Annotated in this window: 18 protein-coding genes; 7 read left to right on the top strand and 11 right to left on the bottom strand. The window is 71.0% G+C overall.

Annotated features, from left to right (window positions below):
- Window positions 1-152 precede the first annotated feature (152 nt).
- Both ACU436_RS38250 and ACU436_RS38245 read left to right on the top strand, forming a co-directional pair.
- The gene (locus tag ACU436_RS38250) at window positions 153-1067 is read left to right on the top strand and encodes a PaaX family transcriptional regulator (RefSeq protein ID WP_459032005.1); all 915 of its coding nucleotides are present in this window, start codon (window positions 153-155) and stop codon (window positions 1065-1067) included.
- A 123-nt stretch (window positions 1068-1190) separates the two neighbouring features.
- Entirely contained in the window at window positions 1191-1385 is a 195-nt protein-coding gene (locus tag ACU436_RS38245) for a 3-keto-5-aminohexanoate cleavage protein (protein WP_459032004.1), read from the top strand.
- A 55-nt stretch (window positions 1386-1440) separates the two neighbouring features.
- Here ACU436_RS38245 and ACU436_RS38240 read toward each other — a convergent pair whose 3' ends face one another.
- Window positions 1441-2427: a LacI family DNA-binding transcriptional regulator gene (locus ACU436_RS38240; protein ID WP_459032022.1), complete on the bottom strand. Its 987-nt coding sequence runs from the start codon at window positions 2425-2427 to the stop codon at window positions 1441-1443.
- Between the two features lie 111 nt (window positions 2428-2538).
- On the opposite strand from ACU436_RS38240, the gene ACU436_RS38235 reads away from it, so the two are divergent.
- The 4 genes from ACU436_RS38235 to arfA are packed head-to-tail and all read left to right on the top strand — an operon-like array spanning window position 2539 to window position 7244.
- Window positions 2539-3840, top strand: a complete 1302-nt coding sequence (locus tag ACU436_RS38235; protein WP_459032003.1) for an extracellular solute-binding protein — start codon at window positions 2539-2541, stop codon at window positions 3838-3840.
- The gene (locus ACU436_RS38230) at window positions 3837-4772 is read left to right on the top strand and encodes a carbohydrate ABC transporter permease (RefSeq protein ID WP_459032002.1); all 936 of its coding nucleotides are present in this window, start codon (window positions 3837-3839) and stop codon (window positions 4770-4772) included. Before ACU436_RS38235 ends, ACU436_RS38230 begins: the two co-directional genes overlap by 4 nt.
- On the top strand, window positions 4769-5692 hold the full coding sequence (locus tag ACU436_RS38225) for a carbohydrate ABC transporter permease (RefSeq protein WP_459032001.1): 924 nt from the start codon (window positions 4769-4771) through the stop codon (window positions 5690-5692). Before ACU436_RS38230 ends, ACU436_RS38225 begins: the two co-directional genes overlap by 4 nt.
- Window positions 5693-5708: 16 nt before the next feature.
- Window positions 5709-7244 (top strand): arabinosylfuranosidase ArfA, encoded by a 1536-nt coding sequence (arfA, locus tag ACU436_RS38220; protein WP_459032000.1) that lies wholly within the window; start codon window positions 5709-5711, stop codon window positions 7242-7244.
- Window positions 7245-7317: 73 nt separating this feature from the next.
- Here arfA and ACU436_RS38215 read toward each other — a convergent pair whose 3' ends face one another.
- The 8 genes from ACU436_RS38215 to ACU436_RS38180 form a co-directional block, all read right to left on the bottom strand.
- On the bottom strand, window positions 7318-8943 hold the full coding sequence (locus ACU436_RS38215; protein WP_459031999.1) for an AMP-binding protein: 1626 nt from the start codon (window positions 8941-8943) through the stop codon (window positions 7318-7320).
- Window positions 8944-8978: 35 nt separating this feature from the next.
- Window positions 8979-9980: an ABC transporter substrate-binding protein gene (locus ACU436_RS38210; protein ID WP_459031998.1), complete on the bottom strand. Its 1002-nt coding sequence runs from the start codon at window positions 9978-9980 to the stop codon at window positions 8979-8981.
- A 104-nt stretch (window positions 9981-10084) separates the two neighbouring features.
- Entirely contained in the window at window positions 10085-10216 is a 132-nt protein-coding gene (locus tag ACU436_RS38205) for a hypothetical protein (RefSeq protein ID WP_459031997.1), read from the bottom strand.
- Between the two features lie 256 nt (window positions 10217-10472).
- Window positions 10473-11630, bottom strand: coding sequence for a mandelate racemase/muconate lactonizing enzyme family protein (locus ACU436_RS38200; protein ID WP_459031996.1), 1158 nt, complete (start codon window positions 11628-11630; stop codon window positions 10473-10475).
- Complete coding sequence (locus tag ACU436_RS38195; RefSeq protein ID WP_459031995.1) at window positions 11627-13927, bottom strand: glycosyl hydrolase family 95 catalytic domain-containing protein; 2301 nt, start codon at window positions 13925-13927, stop codon at window positions 11627-11629. Before ACU436_RS38195 ends, ACU436_RS38200 begins: the two co-directional genes overlap by 4 nt.
- Window positions 13924-14808 carry a carbohydrate ABC transporter permease gene (locus tag ACU436_RS38190; RefSeq protein ID WP_459031994.1) on the bottom strand — a complete coding sequence of 295 codons (885 nt, stop codon included), beginning with the start codon at window positions 14806-14808 and terminating at the stop codon, window positions 13924-13926. The genes ACU436_RS38195 and ACU436_RS38190 overlap by 4 nt, the downstream gene beginning before the upstream one ends.
- Window positions 14805-15755, bottom strand: a complete 951-nt coding sequence (locus tag ACU436_RS38185) for a carbohydrate ABC transporter permease (protein WP_459031993.1) — start codon at window positions 15753-15755, stop codon at window positions 14805-14807. The genes ACU436_RS38190 and ACU436_RS38185 overlap by 4 nt, the downstream gene beginning before the upstream one ends.
- A 41-nt stretch (window positions 15756-15796) precedes the next feature.
- Entirely contained in the window at window positions 15797-17071 is a 1275-nt protein-coding gene (locus ACU436_RS38180) for an ABC transporter substrate-binding protein (protein ID WP_459031992.1), read from the bottom strand.
- 167 nt (window positions 17072-17238) lie between these two features.
- On the opposite strand from ACU436_RS38180, the gene ACU436_RS38175 reads away from it, so the two are divergent.
- Entirely contained in the window at window positions 17239-18780 is a 1542-nt protein-coding gene (locus tag ACU436_RS38175; RefSeq protein WP_459031991.1) for an alpha-N-arabinofuranosidase, read from the top strand.
- Window positions 18781-18798: 18 nt separating this feature from the next.
- Here ACU436_RS38175 and ACU436_RS38170 read toward each other — a convergent pair whose 3' ends face one another.
- The gene (locus ACU436_RS38170; protein WP_459031990.1) at window positions 18799-19800 is read right to left on the bottom strand and encodes a LacI family DNA-binding transcriptional regulator; all 1002 of its coding nucleotides are present in this window, start codon (window positions 19798-19800) and stop codon (window positions 18799-18801) included.
- Window positions 19801-19987: 187 nt separating this feature from the next.
- On the bottom strand, window positions 19988-21016 hold the full coding sequence (locus ACU436_RS38165) for a PaaX family transcriptional regulator (RefSeq protein WP_459031989.1): 1029 nt from the start codon (window positions 21014-21016) through the stop codon (window positions 19988-19990).
- Window positions 21017-21081 lie beyond the last annotated feature (65 nt).

Below are 21081 nucleotides of genomic sequence, written 5' to 3'. Positions count from 1 at the left end.
ACCGGAGGCCGCCGGTCGCCCAGCAGTCAACGACGTATTAGCGCAGCATACTAGGATGGTCGGGTGCGCGGGACAGCTCTCAACGCGGAGCGGCCTGAGTCGTTCGCATCCGGGGACACTCCGCTCCGGTCGAGCAGCACGAGGACTGGCCTATGACGAAGCCGACACCAATCGCTACTTCGCGGGAAGGCGAGCGAATCTCTCCGCAGCGACTGTTCACAACGCTTTTCGGCGACTTCTGGCTTCGGTCTACTGCGCGGATACCGTCAAGGATCCTCACCGACGTCGCCGCGGAGTTCGGCGCGAGTGAAGCGGCGGCACGGGCCGCACTGAACCGGCTCATCATCCGACGAACGCTCGATCGGGAGAAGGTCGGCAGAAATACCTTCTACGGATTGACGCCGGCTGCACGGGATGACCTCATCGCGGGCGCGCGTCGTATCAGCAATTTTGCCGCCGATCAGAGTTGGGACGGCACCTGGACCGTGGTCGCGTTCACGTTGCGCGAAGAACAGCGCAACCTGCGCCACATGGTTCGCAAACGGCTGCATTGGCGCGGCTTCGCTCCGCTCTTCGATGGCCTGTGGGTCTCTCCTCGACCGGCCGAGACAAGCCTGCGGAGATATCTGATCGATCTAGGCGTCGCCGATGTCTCCGTCCTATCGGCGACCGAGGTCGGCGGCCCTACGGGTCGAGAACTCATCAGCGCTTGGAATGTCGAAGGCCAACGTCGCGCTTACGACGACTTCATTGCCAAGTACGAACCGTTGCTCACCGACGTACGAGCGGGCCTGGTGAACGCCTCGACCGCACTCGTCCAGCGGACATTGATCATGGACGCCTATCGCGGCTTCGCTCGAATGGACCCGGGACTACCTGAAGAATTGCTGCCCAAGGAGTGGCCACGTCGTGCAGCTCGAGATCTTTGGATCGAGATATATGAGTCACTCGGAGACCTGGCCACGGTGCGGATTCGGCAGATCATGCAGCAATACGATCCGCGACTCGCTGACGCGTGGCGACCCCGCGGCTTTCGCCTCGGTGTCGATGACTCGCCCGGATTATGATGTCGACCCCGATGTCGTTGGGGAGTTCGCATGGGTCTATCACCGCATGTCGTGGCTGTGATCAGAGCAACACCCCGTCGCTGTAGGTGGTCGCGACGGCCACACAGTCAGGAACCGGATGTCATGGTCGTCGACCAGCTCCGAGCGGACCCGGCGGTCGGTCCGCGCCTCGGCGAACAGCAGGAGCTCGCCACCAGCAACGCCCAGCAGGTCCGCAAGATCCGTGCCGCTCTCGAGGACCTGAGCTTCGAGATCGCCACCCCGGACGACACCCGGAAGATGCTCGGCCTCAAAGGAGCCGACGCACTCGGCTTCTGAGCAGCGCCTCGGGTCGGCGGGTCATGCCGTTCGAGATTCTGCGCCGGCTCCTCGCTCAGCTGCTCGCGCGCACCACCAGCCGGTGCGGCGTGGTGACGCTGCGGGGCGGGAGGTCGGGCTCGGCCAGCCGGGAAAGGATCATCTCCAGCGCCGACTCGACCACGAACGCCCGGTCGATCGCCACGGTGGTGAGCGCGGGGGTGGTGAAACGCGACTCGGGCACGTCGTCGACGCCGACGACGGCGACGTCGTCCGGCACGCGGCGGCCTCGGCGGTGCAATGCGCTCAAGGCGCCGATGGCGAGCACGTCGTTGGCGGCGAACACGGCGTCGACGTCCGGGTGCTCGGTGAGCAGTGCGTCGGCGGCGTCCGCGCCGGGCCCCCGGTCCCAGGCCGGCACGGTCCGGATCAGCGACGGCTCCACCGGCAGGTCGGCCGCCCGCAGCGCTTGCGCGTAGCCGAGTATCCGCTGCTCCGTCGCCGACTTCGCCCGGTCCTTCTGGTGGCCGATCACGGCGATCCGCCGCCGCCCCGACGCCGCCAGATGGGTCGTGGCACTGCGGCCGATGGCGGTGCTGTCGATGTCGACGCGGTCGGCCTGCGCGGCCGCCCCGTGCTCGCCGAGCAGCACCATCGGGGTGTCGTGGCGGGGGGCGGCCAGCTCGGACGGAGGCATCGAGAGCGGGCTGAAGATGAGCGCGTCGGCGAACCGGACGGGCGAGCCCGCGGCGACCTGGCGCTCGCGCTCGATGTCGCCGTCCGTCTGCTCGACGACGACCGTGAGCCCGTGCTCGCGCGCGGCGCTGACCAGCAGGGCGGCGAGGTCGGCGAAGTAGGGCATGTCGACGTGCGGAACGGCGAGTGCGATGGCGCCGGTGCGCCCCCTGCGCAGCTGCCGGCCCACGGCCTGCGGCCGGTAGCCCAGCTCCTCGACATGGCGCTGGACGAGGGCACGGGTCTCGGGACGCACGTGAACGTAGTCGTTCACCACGTTGGACACGGTCTTCGGTGACACGCCGGCGGCGCTCGCCACGTCGCGCATCGTCACCGGTCGTCGTCGTGTCCCCATCGTTCCAGTCTCCCCGGGTCGACGCCCTTGACAGCCCAGGGCACTCCGTAGAGGGTATTACCACGATGTAAAAGGGGGTTGTCGATGACGACGCACCGACTCTCGCGCCGCACATTGCTGCGCGCGACGGCCGCCGCCGGCGGCGCCGCCGTTCTGTCCTCGTGCGCGCGACCTTCCGGGGGCGCCGTCGACCTGGCGTACTGGAACTTCTTCGGAGGCAGCGACGGCGAGCTCATGGTGGAGCTCGTCAACGACTTCCGGACCGAGGCTCCCGGTGTCCGCGTCACCGACACCACGCTCGACTGGGGCCCGCCCTACTACACGAAGCTGGCGATGGCCTGCGCGGGCGGGCGGGCACCCGACCTCGCCACGCTGCACGCCTCCCGGCTGGCGACGTTCGGGCGCGACCTGCTCGACGAGTGGGACCTGGACGAGCTCGCGGCTCGGGGCGTCAGCATCGAGGAGTTCCCGCAGCCCGTCCTGGACCGGGTGCTGATCGACGGCCGGCTGAGGGCGTTGCCGCTCGACACCCATCCGCTTGTCCTCTACTACAACACCGACATCTGCGAGCGGGCCGGGCTGCTCGCCCCGGACGGCACACTGGCGCCGATCACCAGCGCCGAACAGATGCTCGACGCGGGCCGGCGCGCGGCCGAGGTCACCGGCTCCATCGGGATCTCACTCGGCATCGGCGAGAGCTCCCACGTGTGGATGGTGTTCTGGTCGCTGTTCCGCCAGCTCGGCGGGCAGATGCGGCTTCCCGACGGCGGGCCGGCCGAGGTGGACCGGGACGCGGTGGTCCGGTCGATGACGTTCTTGCGGGAGATGTGCGACGGGACGATCGGCTCGCCGACCCTCGACGGGCAGTCGGCACCGGCGGCCTTCGCCAGCGAGCAGGCAGGGTTCCTGTTCGTCGGACCGTGGGAGGTGACGTCGGCCCGCGAGGCCGAGATCCCGTTCTCGATGACGCAGTTCCCCGCCCTGTTCGGGGACACGCCGTACGTGCGGGCGGACAGCCACAGCTTCGTGCTGCCGGCGCAGGCGCGCGTCGACCCCGCTGCCCGCGCGGCGGCGTACGACATGGCGGTGTCGATGTTGCGCAACAGCCTCGTCTGGGCGACGGGCGGCGGGCACATCCCGGCGCTGTCCGCGGTGGCGGCGAGTCCCGAGTACCAGGCGGAGCAGCCGATATCGAACTACCGGGAGGCGGCGCAGGTGGTGGAGTTCGATCCCGAGGTCTACTTCTCCGGATCCGGGTCGACGCTGATGTCGCGGGCCGGGCAGAGCCTGCAAGGGGTGGCGACCCGGGCGCTGACACCGGAGCAGGGCGCCGACGACCTGATCGGCTGGCTCGACGAGCAGCTCACCTTCGGGAGTCCCCTGTGACCGCCGGGACGGTCGCCGCGCCGAGTCGCGTCGCGCCGGGCACCGCCGCCCGCGGGGGCCCCAGCCTCGTCGGCGGCCGCGGCGGGATCTGGTTCGTCCTGCCGTTCCTGCTGGTCTACGCCGCGTTCGTGCTGTGGCCGCTGGTCTACGGCCTGGGTCTGAGCTTCTTCGACACCAGCCTGGTGCGCGCCGAGTCGCAGTTCATCGGGCTGGCCAACTACGTGCGGCTGTTCTCCGACCCCGAGGTCTGGCGCACGCTGGGCGTCACGGTCCTGTTCACGATCGGCAGCACGATCCCGCTGGTGGCGGTCGCCCTGGTGATGGCGCTGCTGGTGCAGACCGGGGTCCGCGGGCAGTGGTTCTGGCGCTTCGCCTACTTCGCGCCGTTCCTGCTGCCGGTCGCCACCGTCGCCCTGATCTGGCAGTGGCTGTTCTCCGGCGACTACGGCCTGCTCAACGGGGTCCTGTCCGGGCTGGGCCTGCCGGGGGTGGGGTGGCTCACCGAGCCTGACGTCGGCCTGTGGTCGGTCGTCATCCTCACCGTCTGGTGGACGGTCGGGTTCAACTTCCTGCTCTACCTCGCCGCCCTGCAGGCGATCCCCGCCCAGCTGTACGAGGCTGCGGAGATCGACGGTGCCGGTGGCTGGCGGCGGCTCTTCTCGATCACCTTGCCGCTGCTGAACCGCACGACCGGCCTCGTGGTGGTGCTGCAGGTGCTCGCCTCGCTGAAGCTGTTCGACCAGGCCTACATCCTGTTCCAGGCGGGCGGCGGGCCGGCCGGGTCGGCGACGCCGATCCTGCAGTACGTCTACGACACCGGGTTCGTGGACTACCGCCTGGGTTACGCCTCGGCCATCTCCTACATGTTCTTCGTGCTGATCATCCTGATCGCCCTCGTCCAGGCCCGGCTCAGCCGCAGGAGCGAACCGTGACCACCGCGCCCGACACCGCGAACCCCGCCACGACCCCCGTCCTGCCGCGGGCCCGCCGTCCACGCTCGGATGACGGCGCCGCGGACGTGCGGCGCTACACCCCGCTGGCCCGCGCGGGGATCATCACCGCGCTGCTGGTGGTGGCGGTGCTCTGGCTGGCGCCGCTGGTGTGGGCGCTGCTCACCTCGCTCAAGCACGAGGCCGACACCACCACGGTGCCGCTCGAGGTCGTCCCCGACCGCGGGTTCACGCTGCAGGCCTACGCCTCGGTGCTCGCCAACGGGAACCTGGTGACCTGGTTCGTCAACAGCACGGTGGTGTCGGTGGTGGTCACGGTGCTCACCGTGGCGCTGTCGGCCGCGGCGGCCTACGGCTTCTCCCGCACCCGCTTCCGGGGCCGCAAGGTGCTGTTCGCGCTGACGATCGCCGGGATCATGGTGCCGCCGCAGATCCTGATCGTGCCGCTGTACCGGCAGATGCTGGCGATGGGGCTGGCCGACACCTACCTGGGCATCATCCTGCCGCAGCTGGTCGTACCGGCGATGGTGTTCATCCTCAAGAAGTTCTTCGACGGCATCCCGCACGAGCTGGAAGAGGCGGCCCGCGTGGACGGTGCCGGCTCGTTGCGGATCTTCCTGCAGATCGTGCTGCCGCTGTCGCGGTCGATCCTCGCCGCCGTCGCGATCTTCGTGTTCATCCACGCGTGGAACAACTTCCTGTGGCCGTTCATCATCACCTCCGACCCCGGTCTGATGACGCTCCCGGTGGGTCTCGTGCAGGTGCAGAGCGCGTTCGGAGTCCGCTACGCCCAGGTGATGGCCTCGGCGCTCCTCGCGGGCCTCCCGCTGATCATCGTCTTCATGCTCTTCCAACGCCAGATCATCCGCGGGGTCGCCACCACCGGCCTCGGCGGCACGTGACCCAGGAAGGAACCACTTGCCCCGCGCACGCCTGACCATCGACCCCGACTTCACGATCGCCCCCGTCCCCCGGCGCCTCTTCGGTACGTTCGTCGAGCACATGGGCCGCTGCGTCTACACCGGCATCTACGAGCCCGACCACCCCAAGGCCGACGCCGACGGCCTGCGCACCGACGTGCTCGACCTCGTGCGCGAGCTCGGCCCCACCGTCGTGCGCTACCCGGGCGGCAACTTCGTCTCCGGGTACTACTGGGAAGACGGCGTCGGCCCCACGGAGGAGCGCCCGCGGCGACTGGACCGGGCCTGGCGCTCGATCGAGACCAACGAGTTCGGCCTGGGCGAGTTCTCCCGCTGGGCCCGCGCCGCGGGTACCGAGCCGATGATGGCGGTCAACCTCGGCACCCGCGGCGTCCAGGAGGCATGCAACATCCTGGAGTACGCCAACCACCCGGGCGGCACCAAGTACTCCGACCTCCGCAGCGCCCACGGCAATGCCGACCCGTTCGACATCAAGCTGTGGTGCCTGGGCAACGAGATGGACGGCCCGTGGCAGGTCGGGCACAAGACCGCGCAGGAGTACGGCCGGCTGGCCGCCGAGACGGCCCGGGCCATGCGCCTGGTCGACCCGAGCATCGAGCTCGTCGCCTGCGGCAGCTCGAAGTACGCCATGCCGACGTTCGGCGAGTGGGAGCGGGTGGTGCTGGAGGAGACCTACGACCAGGTCGACTACATCTCCGCGCACGCCTACTACCAGGAGCACGACGACAGCCCGGACAGCGCGGGCGACTTCCTCGCCTCCGCCCGGGACATGGACACCTTCATCGAGTCGGTCGTGGCCACCGCCGACGCCGTGCGTGCCCGCGGCAAGCACCGCAAGCGCATCGACATCTCCTTCGACGAGTGGAACGTCTGGTACCAGACGCGCCACCGCGCGTCCGCGATCGCGAAGCACGAGAGCGACTGGGAGGTCGCGCCGCGGGTGATCGAGGACGAGTACTCGATCACCGACGCGGTGGTCGTCGGCACCCTGCTGAACTCGCTGCTCCGCCACGGCGACCGCGTCACCGTCGCCTGCCAGGCGCAGCTGGTGAACGTCATCGGGATGCTGCGCAGCGAGCCCGGCGGCCCGGCCTGGAAGCAGCCGATCGCGCACCCGTTCGAGCAGGTCCGCCACCGGGCCACCGGGGACATCCTGGACGTCCGGGTCCGCAGCGACCGCTACGAGACCCCCCGCTTCGGCGACGTCGACCTCGTGGACGCCGCCGGCACCTGGGACGCCGAGGCCGGTGTCGTCTCGCTGTTCCTCGCCAACCGCGACCAGGCCGAACCGGCCACCGTCGAGGTCGGTGTGCGCGGCTTCGGGGAGCTGCGCGTGCAGCACGCCGCGGTGCTCGCCGCGGCCGAGGGCCAGGACCGGCACGCCACCAACGACGAGCAGCACCCCGACCGCGTGGCCCTGCGCCCGCTTTCCGGCGTGCAGGTCGAGGACGGCACCGCGGGGATCACGCTGCCGCCGCTGTCCTGGGCAGTCGTCCAGCTCGCCCGCGCCTGATCGCCCGTCCGGGACGGTTCACCGCAGAGCTCGGCGGCTCAGGGGCACCCGCCAGCCGTGAGATTCGCCGGGCTCATCGTGCGGGCACGGTGTGCTGGTCCTCGAACTGGCGCCTGGCCCAGCCCAGGTCGGCCTTGCCGGTGTTGGCGCGCTGCACCTCGGGCACGAACACGACGCGGCGGGGCTTCTTGTAGCCGGCGAGGCGGGTCGCGACGAAGGACGCGAGCGCGTCCGGGTCGACGGTCGCGCCGTGTTCGAGCGAGACCACGGCGCCGACGGTGCTGCCCCAGCGCGGGTCGGGCACGCCGAGGACCACGGCGTCACGCACGGCGGGGTGCTCGAGCAGCACGAGCTCCACCTCGTCGGTGTAGACCTTCTCCCCGCCCGTGTTGATCACTGAGCTGCCCCGGCCGAGCAGGCGCAACCGCCCGTCGGCTTCCAACAACGCCATGTCGCCGGGAACGGAGTAACGCGCCCCGTCGATGTCGTGGAAGGCGCCGGCGGTCCGGTCCGGGTCGCCTTCGTAGCCGGAGACCGGCGCCACCGGGGCGGCGAGGAGCCCGATGGTGCCGGAGCCCGGTTCGACGTCGCGGTCGTTCTCGTCGAGCAGGCGGGCACCGGGGGCGAGCCGGAAGGTGCCGGCCTCGTCCTCGATGCCGGCCCGGGTGACCGTGGAGGTGGCGTAGATCCCGCCTTCGGACGCGGCGATCGTGTCGATGAGGACGAGGTCGGCGTGGGTGAGCAGGCGCCGTTTCACCCCGGTGCTCCACACCGCACCGATGCTGCGGATGCGGCGCAGCGTGTCGATCCCGAGCGGCCCGCCGGCGGCTGTGGCCTCGTCCAGGGCGTCGAGCAGGCGCAGCGCGAACGCGTCCCCGACGATGACCAGGTCGGTGACGCCGTGCTTGCGGACCGTCCGGACGACGTCCGCCCCGGTGGTGGTGCGACCGGGCAGCAGGGCGACCGGAGCGCCGATCGCCAGCGCACCGAGCGCCGAGTACAGCCCCGTGCCGTGCATGAGCGGCGGCGCGGGGAGCAGCACCATCCCGCCCGGGCCGTACGGGTCGAGATCGAGGGCCTGGTGCAGGGCCTCGACCTCGTCGACGCGCGAGGTGATGCCGAGGGCGGCGAACCATCCGGACCGCACCCCGCGCAGCCGGTCGCTGTGGCTTCCCACCACGGCCTTCGGGTAGCCGGTGGTGCCGCCGGTGAACAACAGCCACTCGGTGTCCCCGCGCGGGCGTCGCGGATACCGGTCGGCGGTGGCGACCTCGGGCCCGAACCCGCCGGCCGGGTCGATGGCGACCACCAGCCGGCAGCCGGGCAGGGGCGCGGCGGCCTCCCGCGCGATGTCGACCAGATCCGCGTCGGCGACGACCGCCCGGGCCCGGGAGCTCGCCAGGATGTGGCGGACCTCCTCGGCCCGGTACCGGTAGTTCACGTTCACCGGGGTCGCGGTGACCTTCAACAGCGCGAACAACGCCACCAGGTACTCGGCGGTGTTGCGGGCGTGCAGCGCCACCCGCTGCCCGGCTCCGATGCCGCGTGCGACGAGGTGACCGGCGAGCCGGTCGGCCGCTTCGTCGAACTGCGCCCAGGTCAGCGCCCGCTCCCCGGCCACGATCGCCACCCGGTCGGGGGCCAGGTCGGCGATGTGCTCGAAGTGCGAGGCGAAGTTGTCCTCCAGCTTGATGTTCACCCGCCCCCGTCCTCCTCCAGCCCGAACAGCCGCACTCACGCCGCTGCGGGTCTCAGGTCGGTGCGGAAGAGCCCGTCGGGCACCGCCGGCACGAAGTTGTCGGCGCCGAGCACCGGGATGAGCTGCTCGATGAGCGCGGCCTCGGCATCGGCCTGGCCCTGGTCCCAGTCGGCGATGTAGCGCGAGGCCACCCGCTCCTGCAGCAGCTGCGGTGCCCGCGGGTCGGTCAGCTCGATCTTCTTCGCGTAGTCGGCCCACACACCTCCGTCGGCCTGGATGAACGCGATCGTGTCGTCGAGCGCTCCGCTCAACGCGTTGAGCACCCCGCAGTGCCCCTCGGCATAGTCGTCGGTGGTCGCGGCCATCACGTGCCCGGGGAGCTTGCCGAACCGCTCCTGGTAGTCCTCGGAGATGTCGCTCAGCACGCGGTACTCGTCCGACAGCATCGCCTGCACGGTGGCGACGGTCCCGACGAGCGCGGCGTCGACGTTGCCCTCGTCGAGCAGGCCGAGTATCGCCGCATCCGGGGCCTCGATCACGTCGACGTCGCGTTCCAGGTTCTCGATCCCGTACTTCTCCTTGGCCACCAAGGACGCGAGGGCGAACGTGATGCCCGAGCGGCCACCGAACGCCCCGAGTTTGTGCCCGGGCAGGTCGGACAGGGTGCGCAGGTCCGTGTCCTTGCGCGTCACCACCGCGTTCGAAGGGCTCGTCAGGACGTCGAAGATCATCGTTCCGCGACCCTGCTGCCGCGCGGCGGCCATCGCGGTGAGGCCGCCGAAGCCGACGTCCACGGCCTGCTGGCCGATGGCCGCGTGCAGCGCGGCCGGGTTCTGGAAGGAGCTGATCTCCAGGTTCAGGTTGCGCTTCTCGGCGAACCCCTGCTCCTGCATCACGAACATGACGATGTCCTGGGCGCCGGGGTTGACCCCCAGCCGGAGGCTCTGCGGTTCGGTCAGCGGCCCGCAGCCGGCCGCTGCCGCCGACTCCGTGTCACCGCCGCCGCATGCCGCGAGTGCGATGCTCAGGACGCTCAACAGCGCAAACGGCCAACGCCGTCTCCTGGTCCGGTCCGACGGGGAACACTTCATCGTGATCTCCTCTCGCGCCGGGCACCGTGGGGAGGTGCTCCGGGACGGCCTCAGTTCTCGGCGGTGCAAGCCGTCCCAGCTGCCGAGACGTCGGCCGGGGCCGGCCGCTGGAACACCTCCGTCGCGGCGTCGTAGCCCGCCGCGAGCGACTCGTACGGCACCGGCCGGTGCTCATCGGACACGGCACCGCCGGTCGAGCATGGCGCGGCGTACCAGGCCGTCCGCACTCTCGGGACCGTCGGGTGCAACAGGCGGTCAGACCCCGCTGGGTTCATCCCGCTCCTTGGTAAGGACCCCTAATAGTTAGGATCCCTATATTGCACGCCGCCGCTCGAGCGGGTCAATAGCCCGGCGAGCCGGCGGAACAGCGACCAGAACACCGTCCGGCCGACGAGGTTGCCGGCTCAGGACCCGTTCCAGGACCGGCCGGCGCCCGAATCAGCCGTGGAACCCGTCGCGGGCATGGCCGCGCAGGTAGTCCAGGTCGAACTCGAGCCCCAACCCCGGCCCTGCCGGCAGCGTGAGCCGGCCGCCGCTGTTGTCGAGCGGGGCCGTGAGGAACCGGTTGTAGCCGCCCAGGTCGTGGCGGCTCGACTCGATCCGGTAGAAGTTCGGCACCGTCGCCATCACGTGCCCGCCGGCGACCAGGTTCACCGGCCCCGCCGCGTCGTGCGGGGAGATCGGCACGTAGTAGGCCTCCGCCATCGTCGCGATCTTCTTCAGCTCCGAGATCCCGCCGGTCCACGTCACGTCCGGCATCACGAAGTCGGCGAGCCCCTTCTCCAGGACCGGCACGAAGTCCCACCGGGTGTGCAGCCGCTCCCCCACCGAGATCGGAACCCGCACCCGCTCACGCACCTGCTCCAACGCGTGGTAGCTCTCCGGCGGCACCGGCTCCTCGTACCAGTGGATGTCACCGACCTCGTCCAGCGCCTGGCCCAGCCGGATCGCCGTCGGCACGTCGAAGCGCCCGTGCGCGTCGATGAGGAGCTCGACGTCGGGGCCCGCGGCCTCCCGGATCAGCGCGGTCAGCTCCATCGCCCGCCGCTCGTCGGCGCGACTCATCCTGCCGTCGAGGTAACGGTCGTCAGCCGTCGGCACGCCGGGCCGGCTCGGGAACGGGTCGAACTTGATGCCGGTGTGCCCGGAGTCGACGATCGCGCGGATCTCCTCGGCCACTCCCTCCGGGGTGCTGAACCGTCGCTGGTCCGGGTGGGTGTAGATCAGCAGGTCGTCCCGGACCCGGCCGCCGAGCAGGTCGCAGACCGACAGGCCGAGGACCTTCCCGCGGATGTCCCACAACGCGATGTCGAGCGCGCTCACCACGTTCGTGCCCGCACCGCGGCTGCCCATGTAGGTGAAGGCCCGGAAGACCTTGTGCCACGTGTCCTCGATCCGCGCCGGGTCGTCCCCCGCGACCAGGTCGTTCACCTGCCGGACCATCGCCGCGACGCCGCGGTTGGCGGTGGGCGTGGTCGTGGTGATCTCACCCCAGCCGCTGACCCCCTCGTCCGTGCGCACCTCGACGAACAGGTACTCACCCCACCCCGTGCCCCCCGACGCGACCAGCCACGGCACCACTTCGGTGATCTTCAACGATCTCGCTCCTCCACCTCGAACTCGACACGTACCGGCTGACCGGCACCCACCGGAACGGGCTCGCCCCGACGGATCGACCCGGCAGCCCTCGCGCAGCGCACCGACACCGTCACGTCGACGTCGGATCGCAAGACGGCGTGGGCGCGCGCTCGCTCCAGGTCCCACACCAGCTCGGCGACGGTGACCCGGTTCCGGCAGCGGACCCCGCTGATCCGGCCACGCACCCACCGACGGGGCAGCGCCGGGAGCAGCTCGATCACCCCGGGCCGCGAGTCGACCAGCGCCTCGAGGACCACCGCCGGGATCGCGTGCGCCGCATCGGCGTTGTAGGTCTCCAGCCCGGGGTTGTGCGAGGTCATCAGCGAGCGGAAGACCATGTCGTTGCCGAGGACCTTGCCCAGGTTCTCGTCGACGAGAGCCGCGTCCTTCAGCCGGGCCGCGCACAGAGCCCGGTGCAGGCTCCCGTGTGCCGAGAGGTTCTCGTCGCCGCGCAGCACGAGCGCGCGACGTGCGGCCGCCGCCAGCTCGGGGGTGCGGTCCGGGGTGATCTCGTGCAGTGGCCAGACCGGGTAGAGGTGGCTGACGTGCCGGTGGTCGTCCGGGGTCACCGAGCCGGGCCATGCCCACTCGGCCAGCGCGCCCCGTTCGTCCACGACGTAGGGCGGCAACTTCTTCAGCAGGGTCTGCCAGCGCGCCACGGCGGGTTCCTCGATGCCGAGCCGGGTGCACGCCTCGACGGCCGCCGACAGCGCGTGGCGGGCGGCCGCGATGTCCATCGTGGCGTTCACGGCAGCGGCCCCGGAGCGGGCGGCCGGGCCCACCTCCGGGGAGTAGGACGGGACGAACACCAGGGAGCCGTGCTCGTCCTCGCGCGCCAGGAAGTCCTCGAAGAACATCGCGGCCTCGACCAGCCACGGCGCCAGCGGATCGGCCAGGAACTCGTCGTCACCGGTGACCATCCAGTGCTCGACGAGCGGGAACAGCAGCCAGTCCGCGCCCGCGACCCACATCGCCCACGGCCACTCGGCGTCGAGGTGGAACAGGCGCCCGTGCTCGCCGTCGGTGCGGCTCGGGGCGAGCACGCCCCGAGCCCCGAACACGGCCCGAGCGTTCTCGCGCCAGTCGCCGATCTGGTCAGCGATCAAGTCCCGAAAGCTCTCGACCGCCTCGGGGAGAGCACCGATGGCGGCGCCGGCCAACTGCAGGTTCAGGTTCGCGTCGGTGGTGAAGTCCCCCGACCACGCCGCACCCCACTCCCCCAGCCACAGCCCGGTGAGCCGCGGCGGCAGCACGCCGGTCGAGCTGATCAGCAGGTAGCGCCCCGCGTGGAACATCGCCTCGAGCAGCGCGGGCCTCGGGACCGGGTCCGAGCGCTGCGCCGCGAGCAGCTCCGCCACCGGCAGCGCCCGCTCGGTCGCGGAGACGCCGAGATCCAGCTCCACGCGCTCGTACATGGCGGTGTGCAGGGCGGTGTGGCGGCGCAGCAGCAACCCGTACTCGGCCGGGAGCGCCCCCAGCCGTTCCCGGAGGAGTCCCTCGTCGGGCGGCCGGTCCCCCCGGTCCAGCACCGTCAACAGCAGGAGCCGGGACGCTCCGCGCACCACGGCGCGGTCGCCGTCGCCGCGCACCGGCCCGTCGACCGCGACGAGCCGGGTGACGCCGGTGAACCCGTACGCCCCGAGCCCGGGTGGGTAGGTGCCCCGGAGCGTGAGCAGTGCCTCCCCTGCGCCACCGGTCCCCATCACACAGGAGTAGCGGACATCTGCGGGCCGCCCCGGCAGGTCACCCGAGAGCCGCACCGCCAGGTCGAGCACGGGCCCGGCGAGCTCGTACACCACCACCCGATCGGCCCGCGACACGAAGGCCCGGCTCCGCCACGTGCCCGCGACGTCCGTCCAGGCGGCGCTCACCTCGCCCGTGCGGAAGTCGGTCTCCCGCCGGTAGTCGAGCGGCGGAGCCGAGTTCGCCCGGTCCAGCTCCACCACGAAGCCGGGGTGGAAGGGCTGGGTCCAGGCCAGCCGCCTGCCGTCGGAGAAGGCACGCTGCGCCGCCTCCGCCTCGCCCGCGAGGACGAGGTCACGCACCTCGTCGAGCCGGTGCGCGACCGCGGGCGGTGACATGTCCCGCGTGCCGTTGGGCAGCACGAGCCGGTGGTGGTTGACGATCAGCCGCTCGGCGGCCGGGTCGCCGGCCACCAGCACGCCGGTCTCCCCGTTGCCCGAGACGAACGCGTCCTCCCACCGCGCAGCGGGCGCGGTGTCGTGGATGCCGTGGCGCGGCCCGCCGGCATTCACCCCTTGAAGGCCCCATCCAGGATGCCCGCGACCATCCTGCGCCCGACGAGGACGAACAGCACGAGCAGCGGGAGCGTCGCCAGGAACGAACCGGACATGGCCAGGCCCAGGTCGATCGTCCGCTCGTTCTGCAGGGCCTTGATGGCGATCTGCACGGTGAACCGCTCCGGTGACTTCAGCACGATGAACGGCCAGAGGAAGTCGTTCCAGGCGCTGACGAAGCCGAACAGGCCGAGCACGAACGCCGCGGGCCGCACGATCGGGAAGGCGATCCGCCAGAAGATCTGCCACGTGCTCGCCCCGTCGATGCGGGCGGCCTGCATCAGCTCGTCGCTGACGGTCGAGCTGATGTGCTGGCGCATCCAGAAGATCCCGAACGCGCTCGCGAGCCCCGGGACGACCAGCGCCTGCAGGGTGTCGACCCACCCGAACCAGGAGATGATCAGGTACTGCGGGATGACCGCGAGCTGCGTCGGCACCGTCATCGTGAGCACGACGATCAGGAACAGCGCGTTGTTGCCGCGGAAGCGCAGCTTCGCGAACGCGAACCCGGCGAGCGCGCACAGCACCGCATGCCCGACACCGATGGACGTGGCGACGAACAGGCTGTTGAGGATCGACTGCAGGAACGGCACCGTGTCGAACACGAGCCCGGCGAGGTGGAAGAAGTTCCCGCCCGGGAGGATCTCCGGTGGCATCTGGGTCGCCGTCGCCGAGTCGGTGGAGGCGACGATGAACATCCAGTACAGCGGGAAGAGGCAGAGGATGGCGGCGCCGGCCAGCAGCAGGTAGTTCCACCACCGCACGCGCCCGAGCCGGCCCCGGTGGCGGGATCGTGCGAGGGGCGGTGCCCCGGTGACCACCGTCGGCTCCGTCGTCATCGCTCCGCCCTGATCCGGCTCGACAGCAGGTAGTTGATGGCGGCGGCCACGATCACCATCACGAACAGCGCGACGCCGATCGCCGAGCCGTAGCCGAACTCGTACTGGCCGAAGCCCTGCTCGTAGAGGAACAGCGACAGCGTCTGGCACTGGCGCACGGGGCCGCAGGTCAGGACGCCCCCCGAGATCAGCAGCGGTTCGGTGAAGACCTGCAGCCCGCCGATCGTGGACGTCACGACGGTGAAGATGATCACCGGTCGCAGCGCCGGGATCGTGATGTGGACGAACTGCTTCCACCCGCCGGCCCCGTCGATCGACGCCGCCTCGTACACGTCGCGCGGGACCGCCTGCAGCGAGGCGAGGTACAGCAGCGTCGTGTAGCCGAACCAGCGCCAGGCCACCATGACGGCGATCAGCAGGTGGCTCCCCCAGGTCGTCTGGACGAAGTCGAACGGTCCGAGCCCGAGGAAGCCGAGCAGCCAGTTGAGCAACCCGTAGTTCCGGTCGAACAGCTGCGCGAACACGATGACGGTGGCAGCGACCGACGTGATGTAGGGCACCAGCATCGACATCCGGAAGAACAGCGCGAACCGCAACCGGGCGTGGTTGAGCACGTGCGCCAACAGGAGGGCCAGCGCCAGCTGCGGGATCGTCGACAGCAACCAGATGCTGACCGTGTTGGCCGTGGCGTTCCAGAACCGGGGGTCGGCCAGCATGCGGGTGAAGTTGTCCAGCCCGATGAAGGTCTGGTCGCCGATCGGGTTCCAGTCGAACAGCGCGACGTAGAAGGTGAACAGGAACGGCAGGAGCCCGAAGATCCCGAAGAGCACGAAGAACGGTGCGATGTAGGCGTACGGGGTCAGGCTCTCCACGAAGGGGAGCCGCCACCGCGGCCCGCCGGTGCCGACCGGCGCCGGGATTCGCCTGCTGGGCAACGTGGTGGTCATGCGTCGTCACCTCCCCCGCAGGCCGCGGTGCCGGCCCCGGCTCATCGACCGATGGCCGTGCGGATGTTGCCCACCGCCCGGTCCCAGGCCGTGGCCGGATCACCGCCTGTCTGTTCGACGTCTACGAGCGCGTTGAGGAACTCCGCGCCGATCGTCGCCGTGTCCGGGCCCATGTGGAACGGCTCCAGCCCGAGCAGTGCCTTAGTGTAGATCTGCCCGATGGGCGCGTCGGAGAAGAACGGCTCGGTCTCGGCCAGGAGCTGCGGGTCCTCGTAGACCGCCGGGGTGGTCGGCAGCGTGCCGACGTCGAGGAAGTGCGACAGCTGCCGCTCCGGCGCCTGCATCTCCTTGATGTACGCCCAGGCGGCCTGCGGGTTCTGCGCGCGTCGCGGGATCGCCAGGTAGCTGCCGCCCCAGTTGCCCGCACCGCCCGGGATCGTCGCGATGTCCCACTTGCCCGCGGTGTCGGGCGCGATCCGTCGGAGGCTGTTCAGCATCCACGAGGGTGCCGAGACGACGGCGTAGTCGCCCCGAGGCAGGGCGGCGTTCCAGCCCTCCGACGCGTAGGAGAGCTTGGCCGAGATCCCCGCGTCGATCGCGCGGAGCGCCAGGTCGAACGCGTCCTTGACCTCCGGGTTGTCGGCGTAGATCGGGTTGCCCGCGTCGTCGTAGTACTTCTGCGACACCTGGTTCACGGCCTGGTAGAAGACGCTGGTCGGCACGTTGTCGACGAACGGCTTCCCGGTGGCGGCGACGTACCGTTGCCCGGTCGCGATGAAGTCGTCCCACGTGGGCCACAGCGCAGAGACCGATTCCCGGTCGGTCGGCAGCCCGGCGGCGGCGAACAGGTCGGTGCGGTACGCGACCGCCAGGCCGCCGACGTCGGTGGGGATCCCGATGACCTCGCCGCCCACGGCGGTGGCCTGCGCCATCACCCAGTCCAGGTAGTCGCCCTTGATCTCGTCGGCGCCGAACTCGCGCAGGTCGTAGAAGTTCTGCGGCTGTTCGAGGAACTTGGGCAGGTCATCGCCCTGGATCAGGACGAGGTCGGGCACCTTCCCGCCGGCCAGCGCGGTCGTCAGCGCCTGCGCGGTCTCCTGGGAGCTGCCGACCTCGGTGAGGCCCACCCGGATCTCGGGATGCTTCTGGACGTACTGGTCGACGGACCGTTGCTGGTCGATGCCGGACATCGACCAGAACTCGAACGCGTTCGGATCCCCGCCACCGCCGGACGCGGACCCCGGCGAGCACGCGCTCACCACGACGAGCGCGGACGCTGCGAGCAGCGCGAGCAGCGGGCTGGTGCGGAGTATCACGGCGATGTGCCTCCTGCTTCGCAAGTTTCGAATGACACGGCGATCGGCCGCCGACCCGAACGGGCAAACTATGTGGCGGCGGACACGGTATATCGTAAAATCTCTCCGGGGAAGGTCCGGCGCGACAGGACCCTGCAGCCGAAACTTTCGAAAGGCGGAGGACTTCCATGCCGACCTGCAATGCCCGTGCTGTCGTCGATCTCGACGTCGCTGGCCCGACGATCAGCAAGCACCTCTACGGCCACTTCGCCGAGCACCTCGGCCGCTGCATCTACGGTGGCTTCTGGGTGGGCGAGGACTCACCGATCCCGAACGAGGGTGGTCTGCGGCTCGACGTCGTCGAGGCCCTGCGCGCACTGGACATCCCGAACCTGCGCTGGCCGGGTGGCTGCTTCGCCGACGCCTACCACTGGCGCGACGGGGTGGGCCCGAAGGACGAGCGACCAGGCATGGTCAACACGCTGTGGGGCGACGTCGAGGAGAACAACCACTTCGGCACCCACGAGTTCATGGCGCTGTGCGAGCTCCTCGGCGCCGACCCCTACGTCAACGGCAACGTCGGGTCCGGAACGGTCCGGGAGATGAGCGAGTGGGTCGAGTACCTCACCCGCGACGGCGACTCGCCCGTGGTCCGGCAGCGCAAGGCCAACGGCCGCGAGAAGCCGTGGAAGGTCCCCTTCTGGGGCATCGGCAACGAGGCGTGGGGCTGCGGTGGGCACATGCGCGCCGACACCTACGCCGACCTCGCCAGCAGGTACGCGACGTTCCTGCACGACCACGACGGCAACGAGCTGTGCCGCATCGCGGCCGGTGCCGCCGACGACGACCTCGCCTGGACCGAGGCCCTGATGAAGGCCGTCAGCTGCCTCGGCTGTACGACCCGGCCCCGCGGCACCTTCCAAGCCATCTCGTTCCACTACTACTCGTTCGCCGGGGACGGGATCGCCAAGGGCTCGGCCACCTCGTTCACCGACGAGCAGTACTACCGGACCATGGTCAAGGCGGCCGACATCGACCGGGTGATCGCCGCACACAGCGCGGTGATGGACGCCTACGACCCGCTGCGGCAGGTCGGGCTGGTCTGTGACGAGTGGGGCACCTGGTGGGAGGCCGAGCCGGGCACGAACCCCCGCTTCCTGCACCAGCAGAACACGCTGCGCGACGCGCTCGTCGCGAGCGTGCACTTCGACGTCTTCCACAGGCACGCGGCCCGCCTGCGGATGGCCAACATCGCCCAGACCGTCAACGTGCTGCAGGCGATGATCCTCACCGACGAGGACGGCGACGGGCTCGTGCTCACCCCGACCTACCACGTCTTCGAGATGAACAAGGGCCACCAGGACGCCGCCGCCCTCCTCGTCCACCTGCTCGAACGGCCCGAGCGCGTGGCGGTCGGCGACGACCACCTGGACCCGCTCTCGATCTCCGCGAGCACGAAGGACGGCCGGGCGCTCGTCTCGCTGAGCAACCTGGCGCTCGACGCCCCCACCACCGTGCGGCTCGACCTGCGCGGCCACGAGGTCACCGGGGCGCGCGGCCGGATCCTCACGGCCGACGCGGCGAGCAGCCACAACACCGTGGCCACGCCGCACGCCGTGGCGCCCACCGAGTTCGCCGTGGACCTCGGTGCGGGGAAGCTCGGGGCCGCGGAGCTCACGGCGGTGCTCCCGCCGCACTCGTTCGCCACCGTGGAGCTCGACCTGGCCTGATCCGCTCCCCCGCGCCGGTCACGGCCCGCGGGTCGTCTCCCGTTCCACGAGCCGCGGCTCGGGCATCACGACCCGGGCCGGGACCGGTTCGGGGCGCGACGCGATCCGCTCGACCAGCAACGAGCAGATCGCGTCGGCCATCTCCGCGTTGCCGGGCTCGACGGTGGTGAGCGCCGGCACGGTGAACCGCCCGTCGTCCAGGTCATCGAACCCGATCACCTGGACGTCGTCCGGGACCTTCCGCCCGGTCTCGGCGAGCGCGCGCAACGCCCCGACCGCGCCCGAGTCGGTCAGCGCGAACACCGCGTCGAAGGCGGTCCCGCGCGCGACGAGCTCGTGGGTGGCCGCGTAGCCGTCCTCGACCCCGAAGTCGCAGCCGACGACCAACTCGTCCCGCACCCCGACACCTGCGGCCTCGTGCGCGCTCTGGTAACCCTGCGTCCGCAGCTCCTGCATCGACTCCGAGCCGCCGGGGGCGCCGCCGAGCAGCGCGATCCGGCGCGCTCCGGACCGGAGCAGGAACTCCGTGGCCAGCCGCGCGCCCCCTACGTTGTCCATGAGAACGTGGTCGAACCGGGCGGGAACGGCCCGCTCCCCGATGAGCACGACCGGGGTGTCGATGCTCAGCTTCTCCAGGTCTGCCGCGTCACCCGCGACGACGCTGAGCACGAACCCGTCGTAGCTGCTCAGCCGCGGCGGGGCCAGCGCGTCCAGCTCCGCGGCACGGCTCGCCCCGGTGCGCTCCACCACGAGCCGCAGCCCGTGGGCGCCGAAGCGGTCCGCCAGCCGCTGCGCGAGCTGGGCGTAGTACCCGGGCGCGAAGGCGGGCACCGCGAGCCCGACGGCCCCGGTGCGTCCCATCCGCAGGTTGCGGGCCGTCATGTTGACCTGGTAGCCGAGCTCGTCGATCGTGGCAAGCACCCGCAGCCTGGTCTGCTCGCTCACCCGCTGCGCCCGGCCGTTGATCACGTTGGACACGGTCATTTGCGAGACACCGGCGCGCCGAGCGACGTCGGTCATCGTGACCCCGCTCCACCGGCGGCCTTCGACCTTGCCCAACCTTCACCTTCCCGCCCTGTCCGCACGGCCGACACTACGGATCCCCGCGCGGCGGCGCGACGGTCAGGTGATCGGCGAGCCACCGGTGACGCCGATGACCTCCGGGGTGATGTCCGGCCGCTGCCCGGGGCGGCGGGCGAACCCCCGATCAGCCGGACGTCCGCCCGGGCGACCGGCGCCGGGCGGGCCCCGGTGACGCCGCGTCGGCCAGCCTGCGCGCCTCGGCGGCGCGCTCGAACGGCGTGTCGCCGCGCGGCCGGCGCTCGCCGAGCTCAGCGAACAGGGCGGCGACCGTGGCCGAGTCGTGGTGGCGGGCCAGCGCGGCCAGCGTCGGGTCGGTGCGGGCGAGGACCTCGCGGAACCGCAGCTCCGCGAGCGGACCCAGCCTGTCGTAGATCTGCACGAAGACCCGCTGCGCGTGCCGGCGCGGCCAGTCCGGCGGCAGCAGCTCGGCCGGCATGTCGGGGTCGGTCTCGGGGAAGCGCCGCCAGTCGACGCGCAGCCGGGTGCGCAGGCGCAGCGCGTCGGCCGGGCCGATGCGTCCCGCCTCGACCTCCGCCAGCACCGGCTCGTACTGCTCCGCGAAGCCCCGGTAGTCCTTGGCGAGCGGTTCGAGGTCGAACGCCGCACGCGGGCTGCCCGCGTGTGACCCGCCCGGCACCTCGGCGCACCGCAGCACGGTGGCCGTGCCGACGCCGAGCTCGTCGAGCACGCCACGCGCGTCGGCGCCGGTGTCGTGCGGGGAGACCCAGACCCCGTCGTAGAGCGCGGCGAAGCGCAGCAGCCGGAGCCGGACGCGCAGTGCCGCCCGCACCTCCCGGTCCTGTTCGGGCACCGAGAACGCGACCACCGTCCAGCGGCCGTCCCACTCCGGCGCCGCCGCCCCGAACGTCAGCATGCGGTGGGTCCGCTCGACGATCACCTCCGACGTGCGCGGCGGGATGCCGTACGCGGTAGTGCGGCCGCTGCGGGCGACGGTCAGCAGGCCGCGCGCCGCCAGCCGCCGCATCGCGGCCCGGGCTCCGTCGGCGGTGATGCCGAACTCGTCGAGCAGACGGACCAGCGCGGTCGAGGGGATGTGCTCGTCGCGCCAGTACCAGAAGTCGCCGAGCAGCGACGTGAGCAGGAGCTGGGGCTCCGCGCCGCTCTGGGCGCGCGGGAAGTCGATCGTCGTCACCCCTGTCGTCCGTCCGGCCGTGGCCCGCGCCGGCGCTCCAGCGTACGGGCATCCGGGCGGCGGGC

It is taken from the genome of Pseudonocardia wallangbongensis, from assembly GCF_054486945.1.
Note: the sequence above shows the minus strand (reverse complement) of the source record. Positions and strands in the feature narration are given on the sequence as shown.

Excerpts from the sequence above, each read along its gene's own strand:
- ACU436_RS38190 (WP_459031994.1), bottom strand. The coding sequence starts at position 14,808 with ATGACGACGGAGCCGACGGTGGTCACCGGGGCACCGCCCCTCGCACGA.
- ACU436_RS38245 (WP_459032004.1), top strand. The coding sequence starts at position 1,191 with ATGGTCGTCGACCAGCTCCGAGCGGACCCGGCGGTCGGTCCGCGCCTC.
- ACU436_RS38175 (WP_459031991.1), top strand. The coding sequence starts at position 17,239 with ATGCCGACCTGCAATGCCCGTGCTGTCGTCGATCTCGACGTCGCTGGC.
- ACU436_RS38235 (WP_459032003.1), top strand. The coding sequence starts at position 2,539 with ATGACGACGCACCGACTCTCGCGCCGCACATTGCTGCGCGCGACGGCC.
- ACU436_RS38185 (WP_459031993.1), bottom strand. The coding sequence starts at position 15,755 with ATGACCACCACGTTGCCCAGCAGGCGAATCCCGGCGCCGGTCGGCACC.
- ACU436_RS38170 (WP_459031990.1), bottom strand. The coding sequence starts at position 19,800 with ATGACCGACGTCGCTCGGCGCGCCGGTGTCTCGCAAATGACCGTGTCC.
- ACU436_RS38240 (WP_459032022.1), bottom strand. The coding sequence starts at position 2,427 with ATGCGCGACGTGGCGAGCGCCGCCGGCGTGTCACCGAAGACCGTGTCC.
- ACU436_RS38250 (WP_459032005.1), top strand. The coding sequence starts at position 153 with ATGACGAAGCCGACACCAATCGCTACTTCGCGGGAAGGCGAGCGAATC.